Here is a 15,690-nt window from a genome sequence, read left to right on the forward strand (position 1 = left end):
TTTGATGGTAAATAAAGTGTACATAAGGGATTGTCGAGTGTACTCATTATGATACAGTTTCATCTCTCCTCCATGAGGATCCCGTGACCGCATAAATGAGTGTAAAGGACAGGACGATGCAAAAAGACGCGTTAAACAATGTTCATATCGCCAATGAGCAGGTGTTGATTACTCCCGAAGAGCTTAAAACGAAATTCCCGTTGAGCAATGCGCAGCAGGCGCAAATCGCCGCCTCGCGCCAGACGATTGCGGATATCATTGCAGGCCGTGATTCCCGCCTGTTAGTGGTTTGTGGCCCATGCTCAATTCACGATACAGAAGCGGCTCTGGATTATGCGCGTCGTCTGCAAAGCCTCTCTGAGCAGGTGAAAGATCGACTGTACCTTGTTATGCGCGTCTACTTTGAGAAACCCCGCACGACCGTTGGCTGGAAGGGGTTAATTAACGATCCTTACATGGATAACTCATTTGATATGGAAGCGGGTTTGCACATTGCCCGTGAGTTGCTGGTGAATCTTGTCGATATGGGCTTGCCGTTAGCGACGGAAGCGCTGGATCCAAACAGCCCGCAATATTTGGGCGATCTTTTTAGCTGGTCGGCGATTGGCGCACGCACGACGGAATCACAAACCCACCGTGAAATGGCTTCAGGCCTGTCAATGCCGGTGGGCTTTAAAAACGGTACCGACGGCAGCCTGGGGACGGCGATAAATGCCATGCGCGCGGCGGCAATGCCTCATCGGTTTGTGGGTATCAATCAGTCAGGCCAGGTTTGCCTGTTGCAAACACAGGGAAATCCTGACGGGCACGTTATTTTACGCGGCGGCAAAGCACCAAACTACAGTCCGGAAGACGTGGCACAATGTGAAACGGCCATGCTTAAAGCGGGACTCCGCCCGGCCTTAATGATAGATTGCAGCCACGGTAACTCTGATAAAGACTACCGCCGTCAGCCTGGCGTCGCGCAATCGGCCATCGATCAGATCAAGAAAGGCAACCGTTCGATTATTGGCCTGATGCTGGAAAGCCACATTAGCGAAGGCAATCAGTCTTCCGAGCAGCCGCGCAGTGAGATGAAGTACGGCGTCTCTGTTACCGATGCCTGCATCAACTGGAACGTCACCGAGGCGTTACTGCGCGAAATGCATGATGAGCTAAACGAGGTTCTGTCGGCGCGTCTTTCACACGAGGTGTAGTGGGCAATGGTGGCTGAATTAACTGCATTACGCGAACAAATTGATACGGTAGATAAAGCACTGCTGGATCTACTGGCAAAACGTCTGGAACTGGTAGCGGAAGTCGGCGAAGTTAAAAGCCGCCATGGTTTGCCAATCTATGTTCCGGAGCGGGAAGCTTCTATGCTGGCGTCCCGTCGCAAAGAGGCAGAAGCGCTGGGCGTGCCTGGCGATCTGATTGAAGACGTATTGCGCCGCGTCATGCGAGAATCCTATACCAGCGAAAATGATAAAGGGTTTAAAACCCTGCGTCCCGAGTTACGTCCGGTGGTGATCGTCGGCGGTAATGGCCAGATGGGACGCCTGTTTAATAAAATGCTGACGCTGTCGGGCTACCAGGTAAAAACGCTGGATAAAGATGACTGGGATCGGGCGGAAACGCTGTTCAGCGATGCCGGTATGGTGATCATCAGCGTGCCTATCCATCTGACCGAGCAGGTGATTCAACAACTCCCTACGCTGCCGGATGACTGTATTCTGGTGGATCTGGCGTCCGTCAAGAATCGCCCCCTACAGGCGATGCTGGCGGCGCATCAGGGACCGGTACTCGGTCTGCATCCTATGTTCGGGCCGGACAGCGGCAGTCTTGCCAAGCAGGTTGTTGTCTGGTGCGATGGGCGGCAGCCGGAAGCCTATCAGTGGTTTCTGGAGCAGATACAGGTCTGGGGAGCGCGCCTGCATCGCATTGGGGCAGAAGAACACGATCAGAACATGGCATTTATCCAGGCGCTGCGCCATTTCGCGACTTTTGCTTATGGCCTTCACCTGGCTGAAGAGAATGTCAATCTTGATCAGCTCCTGGCTTTGTCCTCGCCCATTTACCGGCTTGAGCTGGCAATGGTGGGCCGCCTGTTTGCACAGGATCCGCAGCTGTATGCGGATATCATTATGTCGTCTGAAAATAACCTGAACCTTATCAAACGTTATTATCAGCGCTTTGGTGAAGCCATTGCCCTGCTGGAAAAAGGTGATAAAAACGCCTTTATTGCCAGCTTCAACCGGGTAGAAGAGTGGTTTGGCGATCACGCCAAGCGCTTTTTGGTTGAGAGCCGAAGCCTGCTGCGCTCGGCGAACGACAGCCGGCCATAAGCTAAAAAGGCATCCAGTTGGATGCCTTTTTACTGATTACTTGTCGGGTTCAACAGGAATGATATTTTCGCTGGGGTAGCAGCCAAGTACTTTTAACGAACGCGTCATTGCCCTCAGCTCTTCTAATGCCTGCTGCATCTTTTCAGACTGCAGATTGCCCTGCACATCCAGATAAAACATCTCTTCCCACGGGTTACCGTTGATAGGCCGTGATTCCAGTTTGCTCATAATCAGGTTGTGCTGGCGCAAGACCAACAGTGCGTCAACCAGTGCACCCGCCTGCTGGCCGGTTGCCATGATCAGCGTCGTTTTCGCCGAAATCTGATCGGATACTTCGATGGGCTTACGGGCCAGGACAATAAAGCGTGTGTGATTCTGCTGTTGGTTGGCCAGATTACGCTCCAGCACCTGTAACTGATACAGCTCGCCACCGGCTTCGCTACCGATCGCCGCGACATTAGGTGAGTTGAGCGCGGCCACTTTTTCCATGGCAGCGGCGGTGCTTTCGGTGTAGACAATCTTCCAGTGCGGGAAGCGGTTAATGAAGTGGCTGGTCTGCTGAAAAGGCTGCGGATGGCTGTAGACCGTTTCAATCTGTTCCAGGTCGCTCTGGCTACTGACCAACATACAGTGCTCAATCGGAAGCGTCAGTTCCCCTACGATAGAGAGGTTGGTCTGTTGCAGCAGGTCGTACACATCGTTGATTGAACCGGAGCTGGTATTCTCGATCGGTAAGACGGCGTAATCCGCCGCGTTATTCTCCACCTGCTTGATAATGTCATGAAATTTCAGGCAACCGCATTCAACCATGTTACTGAAATGACGCGCGGCATACTGACGGGCAGCCAGATGAGAGTAAGAGCCTTTCGGGCCTAAGAAGGCGATGCGGGCCGCATGAGCATGCGTATGGTTGAGGTTTTTTTGCAGCAAGGCCTGCTGAGTCAGAACCGAATCTTCAATCACTAACTGAAACAGGCGGGTAATGTAGTGCGCATCCAACTGATGTTTTTTACCCAGTACGATGAGGTGCTCAATCAGTGCGCGTTCACGTTCGACGTCGCGGACAGGGCGGTGCGTTGCCAGCTTCGCCTTTGCAACCTCCACGGCCAGCAAACGCCGTTCAGCGAGTAACGTCAGTAGTTTTTCATCAACGGCGCTGATTTTATCACGCAGTGCCAGAAGCGGATTGTCCGGGGTCATAAGGCTCACCTGTAAGCTATCCAATAAAAAAGCCTCCCGATTGGGAGGCTTTGTTGTTCGTCTTCGCTTTCTTTTTACACGACGAATGGCCTCCCAGTCAGGGGAAGGTAAAAAAGAAAGCGAAGAAAAACGACAGTGTTTTCATGACAGGTTCCAAAAATAAGCTGTTCTGAGAGTAACCGCACAGATGAAAAGCTGTCAACAAAAAACGCGCCCGTAGGCGCGTCAGGAAGGTGAGGACAAAACTTACTCTTCGGCGGCGGGGGTAAAGTCTTTAACGCTGGTGGCCGCGCGGCGCGCTTCAGATTTGTGCTGCACTTTATTAAGTTGGCGCTCGAGTTTTCCTATTAGGTCGTTGATAGCAGTGTACATATCGTCATGTTTGGCACTGGCGACCAGTGTACCGTTTGGCGTATTAATCGTGGCGTCTGCCACAAACTCTTTGGATTCTTTCGACAGAACGATATGCGGGTTAATCAGGTCGGTTTGCCACTTTTCTAGCTTGGCGAGACGGTCTTCGACGTGTTCACGGATGGCTGGAGTAATTTCCATTTGCTTACTGGTAATATTCACGATCATTATGCTTACCTCTCTGTGATTGCCGTCTGAATGGATCCAGCATAGCGCGATATCTCTGTAGATTTGTGATTTTGATCACAAAAAAATGTCACTTTTTGTCAACTACAGCAAATTGTGAGAAAGAGCGAGAATGTGGCCGAAAAGCCTTGAAGCTAACACCTTATCAAGGCATTCTTGATAAGTTAGCTCAACAGGTAAATCAACATTTTGCCTGTTTTATGCGCATAAAAAAGCAGCCTCCAGGGCTGCTTTTTTTTGTGGCTCAACGCGCGAACGTCTCAGTCGTTGTTTGCTGCGATAATTTTTGCGACTTTATCCGCCTCGGCGTTCAGTTGCAACTGGCGATAGGCGTTTTCCATCAGCGGTAATGCATCGTGCGTCGCCTGCGTGTCCGGATAATCGCGCATCATGCCTTCAACACGGTTAACAACCGCGACATAGGCCCCACGCTTGGTATAGAATTGCGCCACTGAAAGCTCATATTTTGACAAACGGTCTTTCAGATAGACCTGACGTTTATAGGCATCGGCTGCATATTGGCTGTTTGGATAGCTGCGCAGCAGCTGTGCAAAGTCGCGGAATGCATCACGAGCATGGGTAGGATCGCGATCGGAACGGTCGATGCCGAAAAAGCCCTGCAATGCCGAATCATCCAGCGCCATATCCGTCAGCCCTTTCATATAGATGACGTAATCGATATTAGGATGCGTAGGATTTAAACGCATAAAGCGGCTGATGGCAGCCTGCGCCATCGGCAGATCGGCATTTTTATAGTACGCGTAGATCAAATCCAACTGAACCTGCTGCGAATAGGGACCGAATGGGTAACGATTATCCAGCGCTTCCAGTTGCTTAATCGCCGCTTTAAAGTTACCGTCCTGCAGCTTTTGTTGCGCTGTAGCATAGATTTCAGAAGGCGGGTTGTCCGGTACCGCGTCATTTGAGCCGGAACAACCAACAAGTGCCAGGCTCAGTGTGGCTGCAGCCACCAGATATTTCATACGCGTCATGACGAAGTGATTATCCTCAAAATGTTATGGCGGAAGCTGTCCGTATAGCTCCCGGTAATGACCAGGTACGATAGCACATTATATTAAACGGCATCGCCGTAAAACCCAACGTTAACGAAGAAGCTGTATATGGCACAACAAGTTCAACTCACCGCAACGGTATCCGAATCACAACTCGGACAACGTTTAGATCAAACTTTGGCGGAATTGTTCCCTGATTATTCACGTTCCCGCATAAAAGAGTGGATCCTTAACCAGCGCGTCAGTGTCAACGGCACTGTGACTGATAAGCCGAAAGAAAAAGTGCTCGGCGGCGAGCGCGTGACCATCGATGCTGAGATCGAAGAAGAGCAGCGCTGGGAACCCCAAAATATCCCGCTGGATATCGTCTACGAAGATGAAGATATCATTGTCATCAATAAACCACGTGACTTTGTGGTGCATCCGGGCGCGGGCAATCCTGATGGCACCGTACTCAATGCGCTGCTGCATCACTATCCCGCCATTGCCGATGTGCCGCGCGCGGGCATCGTTCATCGCCTGGACAAAGATACAACCGGGCTGATGGTCGTGGCGAAAACCGTCCCGGCGCAAACGCACCTTGTCGACGCCCTTCAGCGCCGTGAAATTACACGTGAATATGAAGCGGTCGCCATCGGTACGATGACTGCTGGCGGCACGGTCGATGAACCGATTAGCCGTCACTCGACTAAACGTACGCATATGTCCGTGCATCCCATGGGGAAACCGGCTGTCACTCACTATCGCATCATGGAGCATTTCCGTGCTCATACGCGGTTGCGTCTGCGCCTGGAAACCGGCCGTACGCACCAGATCCGTGTGCATATGTCGCATATTAATCACCCTCTGGTGGGCGACCCGCTTTACGGTGGCCGTCCGCGTCCGCCAAAAGGCGCATCGGAAGACTTTATTACCACGCTGCGCGGATTTGATCGCCAGGCGCTGCATGCGACGATGCTCCGGCTTTACCATCCTATCTCTGGGATTGAGATGGAATTCCATGCCGCGATACCTCAGGACATGATTGATCTGATTGATGCGCTGAAAGCGGATACAGATATGTTCAAGGATCAGCTGGACTGGCTATGAGCCTGATTATTCCACAATGGCCGGCACCCGATCGGGTGCGTGCCGTCTCAACGTTACGGCAGGGCGGCGTGAGCGAGGGGAACTGGCGTTCGCTTAATCTCGGCAGCCATGTCGGTGACAAGCTGCATCATGTGGCAGCCAACCGTGAGCGGCTGATAGCGGTTGCGGCGTTGCCCGCGATGCCGCAGTGGCTGGAGCAGGTTCATTCCATCGACGTTGCCTGCCTGAGCGCAGGGGGAACCGCGCCGCTACAGGCAGATGCTTGTATCACACGGGAAACGGGCGTGGTATGTGCAATCATGACGGCTGACTGCCTGCCTGTGCTGTTTTGTTCGGATGACGGCCGTGAAGTTGCTGCGGCTCATGCAGGATGGCGCGGGCTGTGTGGCGGCGTACTGGAAAATACCCTGGCACAGTTTCAGGCTGCGCCCGGCAATATTCACGCCTGGCTCGGGCCGGCCATTGGTCCTGATGCGTTCGAAGTCGGTGCAGAAGTGCGTCGCGCGTTTATGGATCACGATCCTGAGGCAGCTGCCGCTTTTCGTCCGGCGGGGGAAAAATTCTACGCGGATATCTGGCTACTGGCCCGTCAGCGGCTGCATGCTGCAGGCGTGAAATCAGTGAGTGCAGATTCACGTTGTACCTTTAGCGAGCAGGACGATTTCTTCTCCTATCGTCGGGATGGCATCACCGGCCGTATGGCAACTTTAATTTGGCTGTTATAGTCTTAGCCCGTAAGACGATCCAGACAGCGCGTTTTTTAGTCCTTTTTCAGGTCATTAACCTTGAATATTTGAGGAATGACCTCATTTTAATCTCCAGTAGCATTTGACCTGTAATGGGAGGAATTATGCGTCTGGATCGTCTTACTAATAAATTTCAACTCGCTCTGTCCGACGCGCAGTCTTTGGCTTTAGGACAGGATAACCAGTTTATTGAACCCTTGCACCTGATGAGCGCGTTGCTCAAGCAGGAAGGGAGTTCCGTTGCGCCCCTGTTGTCCTCAGCCGGTACTGACGTAGCATCGTTACGTACGCAAATTGATCAGGCTATTGACCGTTTGCCGCAGGTAGAAGGCAGCGGCGGAGATGTGCAGCCATCATCCGACCTGATCCGAGTGCTTAACCTGTGCGATAAGCTGGCACAGAAGCGCAACGACAACTTTATCTCATCAGAATTATTTGTTTTGGCAGCCCTGGATTCACGTGGCTCGCTGGCGGACATATTGAAATCCGCAGGCGTCACCAACGAAAAGCTCACCAAAGCGATTGAACAACTTCGTGGAGGCGACAACGTGAACGATCAGGGTGCTGAAGATCAGCGTCAGGCTTTAAAGAAATATACGATCGATCTCACCGAGCGCGCCGAGAAAGGCAAGCTCGATCCGGTGATTGGGCGTGATGAAGAGATTCGCCGTACCATCCAGGTACTGCAACGTCGTACTAAAAACAACCCCGTGTTGATTGGTGAGCCCGGCGTAGGTAAAACCGCCATCGTCGAAGGGCTGGCGCAGCGCATTATCAATGGTGAAGTGCCGGAAGGGCTGAAAGGCCGCCGTGTGCTGGCACTGGATATGGGCGCGCTGGTGGCAGGGGCTAAATACCGTGGTGAATTCGAAGAGCGTCTGAAAGGCGTGCTCAGCGACCTGTCTAAGCAGGAAGGCAACGTCATTCTGTTTATTGATGAGCTGCATACCATGGTGGGCGCGGGTAAAGCAGATGGTGCAATGGACGCCGGCAATATGCTGAAACCTGCGCTGGCGCGCGGCGAGTTACACTGTGTCGGCGCTACCACGCTGGACGAATATCGCCAGTATATCGAGAAAGACGCAGCGCTGGAGCGCCGTTTCCAGAAAGTGTTTGTGGCAGAGCCCAGCGTTGAAGATACCATCGCGATTTTGCGGGGTTTGAAAGAGCGTTATGAGTTGCACCATCATGTGCAGATCACTGACCCGGCTATCGTCGCGGCAGCAACGCTTTCTCATCGCTACATAGCCGATCGCCAGTTGCCAGATAAGGCGATTGACCTGATTGATGAGGCGGCATCCAGTATCCGTATGCAGATTGACTCCAAGCCGGAAGCACTGGATCGTCTGGAGCGCCGTATTATTCAGCTGAAGCTGGAACAGCAGGCGTTGAAGAAAGAATCTGATGATGCCAGCGTCAAACGTCTGGATATGCTGGAAGCCGAGCTCAACCAGAAAGAGCGTGAATATGCCGAGCTGGAAGAAGAGTGGAAAGCGGAAAAGGCCTCGTTGACCGGCACGCAGAATATCAAAGCGGAGCTGGAGCAGGCGCGCCTTACCCTTGAGCAGGCACGTCGCTCAGGCGATCTGGCACAGATGTCTGAACTGCAGTACGGCAAGATCCCGGCGCTGGAGAAACAGCTGGCTTCCGCTACACAGTCTGAAGGCAAGACGATGAAGCTGCTGCGTAACCGCGTAACGGACGTTGAGATTGCCGATGTTCTGGCGCGCTGGACCGGTATTCCGGTCGCCCGGATGATGGAAGGGGAGCGCGACAAACTTCTGCGTATGGAGCAGGAACTGCATTCACGAGTCATCGGACAGGATGAAGCGGTTGAAGCGGTTTCCAATGCCATTCGCCGTAGCCGCGCAGGTCTGGCCGATCCTAATCGTCCTGTCGGGTCGTTCCTGTTCCTGGGCCCAACAGGTGTGGGTAAAACGGAACTGTGTAAATCACTGGCTAACTTCCTGTTCGACAGTGACGATGCGATGGTTCGTATCGACATGTCAGAATTTATGGAAAAACATTCTGTGTCGCGGCTGGTGGGCGCACCTCCGGGTTATGTCGGCTATGAAGAGGGCGGCTATCTGACTGAAGCGGTTCGCCGTCGTCCTTATTCTGTGATCCTGTTGGATGAAATCGAGAAGGCGCATCCCGATGTCTTCAATATTTTGCTGCAGGTTCTGGATGATGGCCGGTTGACGGACGGACAAGGGCGCACCGTTGATTTCCGCAATACGGTCGTGATCATGACCTCTAACCTGGGCTCAGATTTAATTCAGGAACGTTTCGGCAATCTGAATTATCCCGAGATGAAAAATCTGGTGATGGGCGTAGTGGGTCAACATTTCCGTCCAGAGTTCGTGAACCGTATTGACGAGGTAGTGGTGTTCCATCCGCTGGGTGAGAAACACATTGCGTCTATTGCACAGATTCAACTGCAGCGGCTGTACAAACGTCTGGAAGACCGAGGCTATCAGCTGCATATCTCTGATGCGGCGATCAAACTGTTGGGCGAAAACGGTTATGACCCGGTTTACGGTGCGCGTCCACTGAAACGCGCTATCCAGCAGCAGATAGAAAACCCACTGGCACAGCAGATTCTTTCTGGTGAGCTGGTCCCGGGCAAAGTGATAGAGATGGACGTAAAAGACGATGTCATTACTGCCCACCAGTAAAGGCATATTTATTAAAAACGGGCGTTACGCCCGTTTTTTGTACGCGGAATCTGTGGTTTTGACTTTTTTTAAAGCGTATTGCCTGGAAAGTAATCACTCGAAAGATTTATTTGAATTAGCGCTTGTCAGCCTAAAATATTTGCCTATAATGCGCCTCCACTGACACGGCACAACGGCTTACGTAACGCGGTGTTCAGCAGGAGGCTCCCAGGAGTTTCCGCCGGAGAAAAACTTCTGAAAAAGAGGTTGACTCTGAAGGAGGAAAGCGTAATATACGCCACCTCGCGACAGACGGTTAACCCGCTGTTCGCACTGCTCTTTAACAATTTATCAGACAATCTGTGTGGGCACTCGCAGGATTGATATCAGCGTCTCCGGACGTAAAAAATATCAAAGCCTCACGAGTGAACACATAATGAAATTCATTATGACGTTTTACAGATGAGCACCGCTGGACTTGTTTCAGCAAATCAAACTTTAAATTGAAGAGTTTGATCATGGCTCAGATTGAACGCTGGCGGCAGGCCTAACACATGCAAGTCGGACGGTAGCACAGAGGAGCTTGCTCCTCGGGTGACGAGTGGCGGACGGGTGAGTAATGTCTGGGGATCTGCCCGATAGAGGGGGATAACCACTGGAAACGGTGGCTAATACCGCATAACGTCGCAAGACCAAAGAGGGGGACCTTCGGGCCTCTCACTATCGGATGAACCCAGATGGGATTAGCTAGTAGGCGGGGTAACGGCCCACCTAGGCGACGATCCCTAGCTGGTCTGAGAGGATGACCAGCCACACTGGAACTGAGACACGGTCCAGACTCCTACGGGAGGCAGCAGTGGGGAATATTGCACAATGGGCGCAAGCCTGATGCAGCCATGCCGCGTGTATGAAGAAGGCCTTCGGGTTGTAAAGTACTTTCAGCGGGGAGGAAGGCGATGTGGTTAATAACCGCATTGATTGACGTTACCCGCAGAAGAAGCACCGGCTAACTCCGTGCCAGCAGCCGCGGTAATACGGAGGGTGCAAGCGTTAATCGGAATTACTGGGCGTAAAGCGCACGCAGGCGGTCTGTTAAGTCAGATGTGAAATCCCCGGGCTTAACCTGGGAACTGCATTTGAAACTGGCAGGCTTGAGTCTCGTAGAGGGGGGTAGAATTCCAGGTGTAGCGGTGAAATGCGTAGAGATCTGGAGGAATACCGGTGGCGAAGGCGGCCCCCTGGACGAAGACTGACGCTCAGGTGCGAAAGCGTGGGGAGCAAACAGGATTAGATACCCTGGTAGTCCACGCCGTAAACGATGTCGACTTGGAGGTTGTTCCCTTGAGGAGTGGCTTCCGGAGCTAACGCGTTAAGTCGACCGCCTGGGGAGTACGGCCGCAAGGTTAAAACTCAAATGAATTGACGGGGGCCCGCACAAGCGGTGGAGCATGTGGTTTAATTCGATGCAACGCGAAGAACCTTACCTACTCTTGACATCCAGAGAACTTAGCAGAGATGCTTTGGTGCCTTCGGGAACTCTGAGACAGGTGCTGCATGGCTGTCGTCAGCTCGTGTTGTGAAATGTTGGGTTAAGTCCCGCAACGAGCGCAACCCTTATCCTTTGTTGCCAGCGATTCGGTCGGGAACTCAAAGGAGACTGCCGGTGATAAACCGGAGGAAGGTGGGGATGACGTCAAGTCATCATGGCCCTTACGAGTAGGGCTACACACGTGCTACAATGGCGCATACAAAGAGAAGCGACCTCGCGAGAGCAAGCGGACCTCATAAAGTGCGTCGTAGTCCGGATCGGAGTCTGCAACTCGACTCCGTGAAGTCGGAATCGCTAGTAATCGTGGATCAGAATGCCACGGTGAATACGTTCCCGGGCCTTGTACACACCGCCCGTCACACCATGGGAGTGGGTTGCAAAAGAAGTAGGTAGCTTAACCTTCGGGAGGGCGCTTACCACTTTGTGATTCATGACTGGGGTGAAGTCGTAACAAGGTAACCGTAGGGGAACCTGCGGTTGGATCACCTCCTTACCTGAAGATACCTTCCCGCGAAGTGCTCACACAGATTGTCTGATAGAAAGATAAAGAAGCAAGACGGCTGCGAAGTCGAGACACGTCAGTGTCCCCTTCGTCTAGCGGTTAGGACTCCGCCCTTTCACGGCGGCAACAGGGGTTCGAATCCCCTAGGGGACGCCACTTGCTTGGTGACAGGTGAAAGGTGTCTCCACGAAGTATCTCAAAACTGGCCTCAGGGTCACGTTTGAGATATTTGCTCTTTAACAATCCGGAACAAGCTGAAAATTTGAAACGACGCATTGTCGTGTTCCTCCGTAATAAGGAACACAGCACAACGCGTTCGAGTCTCTCAAAAGCTCACGACACGCAGCGTAAAACGCCTGTGGGTTGTGAGGTTAAGCGACTAAGCGTACACGGTGGATGCCCTGGCAGTCAGAGGCGATGAAGGGCGTGCTAATCTGCGATAAGCGCCGGTAAGGTGATATGAACCGCAACAACCGGCGATACCCGAATGGGGAAACCCAGTGTGTTCCGACACACTATCATGCAGTGAATACATAGCTGTATGAGGCGAACCGGGGGAACTGAAACATCTAAGTACCCCGAGGAAAAGAAATCAACCGAGATTCCCCCAGTAGCGGCGAGCGAACGGGGAGGAGCCCAGAACCATCATCAGCTTGTGCATCAGTGGAAGCGTCTGGAAAGTCGCAGGGTACAGGGTGATACTCCCGTACACAAAGGTGCACAGGCTGTGAGTTCGATGAGTAAGGCGGGACACGTGGTATCCTGTCTGAATATGGGGGGACCATCCTCCAAGGCTAAATACTCCTGACTGACCGATAGTGAACCAGTACCGTGAGGGAAAGGCGAAAAGAACCCCGGCGAGGGGAGTGAAACAGAACCTGAAACCGTGTACGTACAAGCAGTGGGAGCCTCTTTATGGGGTGACTGCGTACCTTTTGTATAATGGGTCAGCGACTTATATTCTGTAGCAAGGTTAACCGCATAGGGGAGCCGCAGGGAAACCGAGTCTTAACTGGGCGTTAAGTTGCAGGGTATAGACCCGAAACCCGGTGATCTAGCCATGGGCAGGTTGAAGGTTGGGTAACACTAACTGGAGGACCGAACCGACTAATGTTGAAAAATTAGCGGATGACCTGTGGCTGGGGGTGAAAGGCCAATCAAACCGGGAGATAGCTGGTTCTCCCCGAAAGCTATTTAGGTAGCGCCTCGTGAACTCATCTCCGGGGGTAGAGCACTGTTTCGGCTAGGGGGCCATCCCGGCTTACCAACCCGATGCAAACTGCGAATACCGGAGAATGTTATCACGGGAGACACACGGCGGGTGCTAACGTCCGTCGTGAAGAGGGAAACAACCCAGACCGCCAGCTAAGGTCCCAAAGTCATGGTTAAGTGGGAAACGATGTGGGAAGGCCCAGACAGCCAGGATGTTGGCTTAGAAGCAGCCATCATTTAAAGAAAGCGTAATAGCTCACTGGTCGAGTCGGCCTGCGCGGAAGATGTAACGGGGCTAAACCATGCACCGAAGCTGCGGCAGCGACGCTTATGCGTTGTTGGGTAGGGGAGCGTTCTGTAAGCCGTCGAAGGTGGCCTGTGAGGGTTGCTGGAGGTATCAGAAGTGCGAATGCTGACATAAGTAACGATAAACAAGGTGAAAAACCTTGTCGCCGGAAGACCAAGGGTTCCTGTTCAACGTTAATCGGAGCAGGGTGAGTCGACCCCTAAGGCGAGGCCGAAAGGCGTAGTCGATGGGAAACAGGTTAATATTCCTGTACTTGGTGTTACTGCGAAGGGGGGACGGAGAAGGCTATATCAGCCGGGCGACGGTTGTCCCGGTTTAAGCGTGTAGGTGTGTGTTCCAGGCAAATCCGGTTCACTTTACACTGAGGCGTGACGACGAGGCACTACGGTGCTGAAGTGATAAATGCCCTGCTTCCAGGAAAAGCCTCTAAGCATCAGGTAACACAAAATCGTACCCCAAACCGACACAGGTGGTCAGGTAGAGAATACCAAGGCGCTTGAGAGAACTCGGGTGAAGGAACTAGGCAAAATGGTGCCGTAACTTCGGGAGAAGGCACGCTGGCGCGTAGGTGAAGGGACTTGCTCCCGGAGCTGAAGCCAGTCGAAGATACCAGCTGGCTGCAACTGTTTATTAAAAACACAGCACTGTGCAAACACGAAAGTGGACGTATACGGTGTGACGCCTGCCCGGTGCCGGAAGGTTAATTGATGGGGTTATCCGCAAGGAGAAGCTCTTGATCGAAGCCCCGGTAAACGGCGGCCGTAACTATAACGGTCCTAAGGTAGCGAAATTCCTTGTCGGGTAAGTTCCGACCTGCACGAATGGCGTAATGATGGCCAGGCTGTCTCCACCCGAGACTCAGTGAAATTGAAATCGCTGTGAAGATGCAGTGTACCCGCGGCAAGACGGAAAGACCCCGTGAACCTTTACTACAGCTTGACACTGAACACTGAGCCTTGATGTGTAGGATAGGTGGGAGGCTTTGAAGCGTGGACGCCAGTCTGCGTGGAGCCGGCCTTGAAATACCACCCTTTAATGTTTGGTGTTCTAACGTAGGCCCGTGATCCGGGCTGCGGACAGTGTCTGGTGGGTAGTTTGACTGGGGCGGTCTCCTCCCAAAGCGTAACGGAGGAGCACGAAGGTTGGCTAATCCTGGTCGGACATCAGGAGGTTAGTGCAATGGCATAAGCCAGCTTGACTGCGAGAGTGACGGCTCGAGCAGGTGCGAAAGCAGGTCATAGTGATCCGGTGGTTCTGAATGGAAGGGCCATCGCTCAACGGATAAAAGGTACTCCGGGGATAACAGGCTGATACCGCCCAAGAGTTCATATCGACGGCGGTGTTTGGCACCTCGATGTCGGCTCATCACATCCTGGGGCTGAAGTAGGTCCCAAGGGTACGGCTGTTCGCCGTTTAAAGTGGTACGCGAGCTGGGTTTAGAACGTCGTGAGACAGTTCGGTCCCTATCTGCCGTGGGCGCTGGAGAATTGAGGGGGGTTGCTCCTAGTACGAGAGGACCGGAGTGAACGCACCGCTGGTGTCCGGGTTGTCACGCCAGTGGCACTGCCCGGTAGCTAAGTGCGGAAAAGATAAGTGCTGAAAGCATCTAAGCACGAAACTTGCCCCGAGATGAGTTCTCCCTGAGCCTTTAAGGCTCCTGAAGGGACGTTGAAGACGACGACGTTGATAGGCCGGGTGTGTAAGCGCAGCGATGCGTTGAGCTTACCGGTACTAATGACCCGTGAGGCTTAACCTTACAACGCCAGAGGCGTTTTGGTAGAGAGACGATTTAAATTTTCAGCATTGTTTACCGGATAAAGAATTTAGTTCTGTTCTGCGGACGTGAGTCCGAAGGATTTTGCGCTGAGTGCAAGGCGGCAACCGAGACGGGGTGAAGGAGCATACTGAGGTATGTGACTGAGCGGCGCGAGGGAAGCCAGCGCGGCAGCAGCGTGAAAGACGCAGGACGGAGCACAAAGAATTTGCCTGGCGGCTGTAGCGCGGTGGTCCCACCTGACCCCATGCCGAACTCAGAAGTGAAACGCCGTAGCGCCGATGGTAGTGTGGGGTCTCCCCATGCGAGAGTAGGGAACTGCCAGGCATCAAACAAGTAAAAAAGCCCTGAACGAAAGTTCAGGGCTTTTTTACTTGCGTAACCGGTGAAAAGCGGGGCGTCAGACCGGCTGTCCTGCACGGCCGGGACCGCGCGAGCGCCTTCCGCGTCATTAAAACCGCCGGATCGGGAAAATGGCGCGTGAGAAAGCCGGATGGCATGCCGCGCCCGGCGTCATATACCTGCACCCCCTGCCCAAAGACGACGAACCGCCCGATCATCGTGATACAACAAACGCCATCGATACAAAAGCCGCAGGTCAACAAAAGCCGCAAGTACCTGACCGCAATCCACCGCATTCCTTCTCTGTTTGAGATCCAGCACAATGCAATAGCTGTTTTTTTAACCGATAGCATTAATCAGGCAACAAGGAATTTGCCG

General features: G+C 53.0%; 10 protein-coding genes, 1 tRNA gene, 3 rRNA genes and 1 other annotated feature. Of the genes, 10 read left to right on the forward strand and 4 right to left on the reverse strand.

What is annotated here, in order from left to right:
• The first annotated feature begins 116 nt into the window (after positions 1 to 116).
• A complete protein-coding gene (locus NXS97_RS18080; RefSeq protein WP_014605181.1) occupies positions 117 to 1,196 on the forward strand; it encodes a 3-deoxy-7-phosphoheptulonate synthase in 1,080 nt (359 codons plus the stop codon).
• Between the two features lie 6 nt (positions 1,197 to 1,202).
• Entirely contained in the window at positions 1,203 to 2,324 is a 1,122-nt protein-coding gene (gene tyrA, locus NXS97_RS18085; protein ID WP_112900712.1) for a bifunctional chorismate mutase/prephenate dehydrogenase, read from the forward strand.
• Positions 2,325 to 2,360: 36 nt separating this feature from the next.
• On the opposite strand, the gene pheA is transcribed toward tyrA, so the two are convergent.
• The 4 genes from pheA to bamD all read right to left on the reverse strand — a co-directional run bounded on the left by pheA (position 2,361) and on the right by bamD (position 5,113).
• Entirely contained in the window at positions 2,361 to 3,524 is a 1,164-nt protein-coding gene (gene pheA / locus NXS97_RS18090; protein WP_014605182.1) for a bifunctional chorismate mutase/prephenate dehydratase, read from the reverse strand.
• Positions 3,525 to 3,546: 22 nt separating this feature from the next.
• Positions 3,547 to 3,670: a sequence feature (Phe leader region), on the reverse strand.
• Positions 3,622 to 3,669, reverse strand: coding sequence for a hypothetical protein (locus NXS97_RS18095; RefSeq protein WP_193372328.1), 48 nt, complete (start codon positions 3,667 to 3,669; stop codon positions 3,622 to 3,624). Its footprint overlaps the feature before it by 48 nt.
• 100 nt (positions 3,671 to 3,770) lie before the next feature.
• On the reverse strand, positions 3,771 to 4,103 hold the full coding sequence (gene raiA, locus NXS97_RS18100) for a ribosome-associated translation inhibitor RaiA (RefSeq protein WP_013026886.1): 333 nt from the start codon (positions 4,101 to 4,103) through the stop codon (positions 3,771 to 3,773).
• A 278-nt stretch (positions 4,104 to 4,381) separates the two neighbouring features.
• The gene (gene bamD / locus NXS97_RS18105) at positions 4,382 to 5,113 is read right to left on the reverse strand and encodes an outer membrane protein assembly factor BamD (RefSeq protein ID WP_013026885.1); all 732 of its coding nucleotides are present in this window, start codon (positions 5,111 to 5,113) and stop codon (positions 4,382 to 4,384) included.
• Positions 5,114 to 5,242: 129 nt separating this feature from the next.
• Between bamD and rluD the strand changes: the two genes are divergently transcribed.
• The 8 genes from rluD (at position 5,243) to NXS97_RS18145 (ending at position 15,623) form a co-directional block, all read left to right on the forward strand.
• Complete coding sequence (gene rluD / locus NXS97_RS18110) at positions 5,243 to 6,223, forward strand: 23S rRNA pseudouridine(1911/1915/1917) synthase RluD (protein WP_116220032.1); 981 nt, start codon at positions 5,243 to 5,245, stop codon at positions 6,221 to 6,223.
• Positions 6,220 to 6,948 carry a purine nucleoside phosphorylase YfiH gene (gene yfiH, locus NXS97_RS18115; RefSeq protein ID WP_116220031.1) on the forward strand — a complete coding sequence of 243 codons (729 nt, stop codon included), beginning with the start codon at positions 6,220 to 6,222 and terminating at the stop codon, positions 6,946 to 6,948. The genes rluD and yfiH overlap by 4 nt, the downstream gene beginning before the upstream one ends.
• A gap of 125 nt (positions 6,949 to 7,073) precedes the next feature.
• Complete coding sequence (clpB, locus tag NXS97_RS18120) at positions 7,074 to 9,647, forward strand: ATP-dependent chaperone ClpB (RefSeq protein ID WP_014605184.1); 2,574 nt, start codon at positions 7,074 to 7,076, stop codon at positions 9,645 to 9,647.
• A gap of 479 nt (positions 9,648 to 10,126) precedes the next feature.
• A 16S ribosomal RNA gene (locus tag NXS97_RS18125) occupies positions 10,127 to 11,668 on the forward strand.
• A gap of 90 nt (positions 11,669 to 11,758) precedes the next feature.
• Positions 11,759 to 11,833 (forward strand) — tRNA-Glu (locus NXS97_RS18130).
• Between the two features lie 213 nt (positions 11,834 to 12,046).
• Positions 12,047 to 14,952 (forward strand): 23S ribosomal RNA (locus tag NXS97_RS18135).
• A gap of 229 nt (positions 14,953 to 15,181) precedes the next feature.
• Positions 15,182 to 15,297: ribosomal RNA gene (gene rrf / locus NXS97_RS18140) — 5S ribosomal RNA — on the forward strand.
• Together the 16S, 23S and 5S rRNA genes with 1 tRNA gene alongside form the textbook arrangement of a ribosomal RNA operon.
• 146 nt (positions 15,298 to 15,443) lie before the next feature.
• Positions 15,444 to 15,623 (forward strand): hypothetical protein, encoded by a 180-nt coding sequence (locus tag NXS97_RS18145; protein WP_072137105.1) that lies wholly within the window; start codon positions 15,444 to 15,446, stop codon positions 15,621 to 15,623.
• Positions 15,624 to 15,690: the final 67 nt, after the last annotated feature.

This window comes from Pantoea sp. B623, assembly GCF_024814475.1.
Taxonomy (GTDB): Bacteria; Pseudomonadota; Gammaproteobacteria; order Enterobacterales; family Enterobacteriaceae; genus Pantoea; species Pantoea ananatis.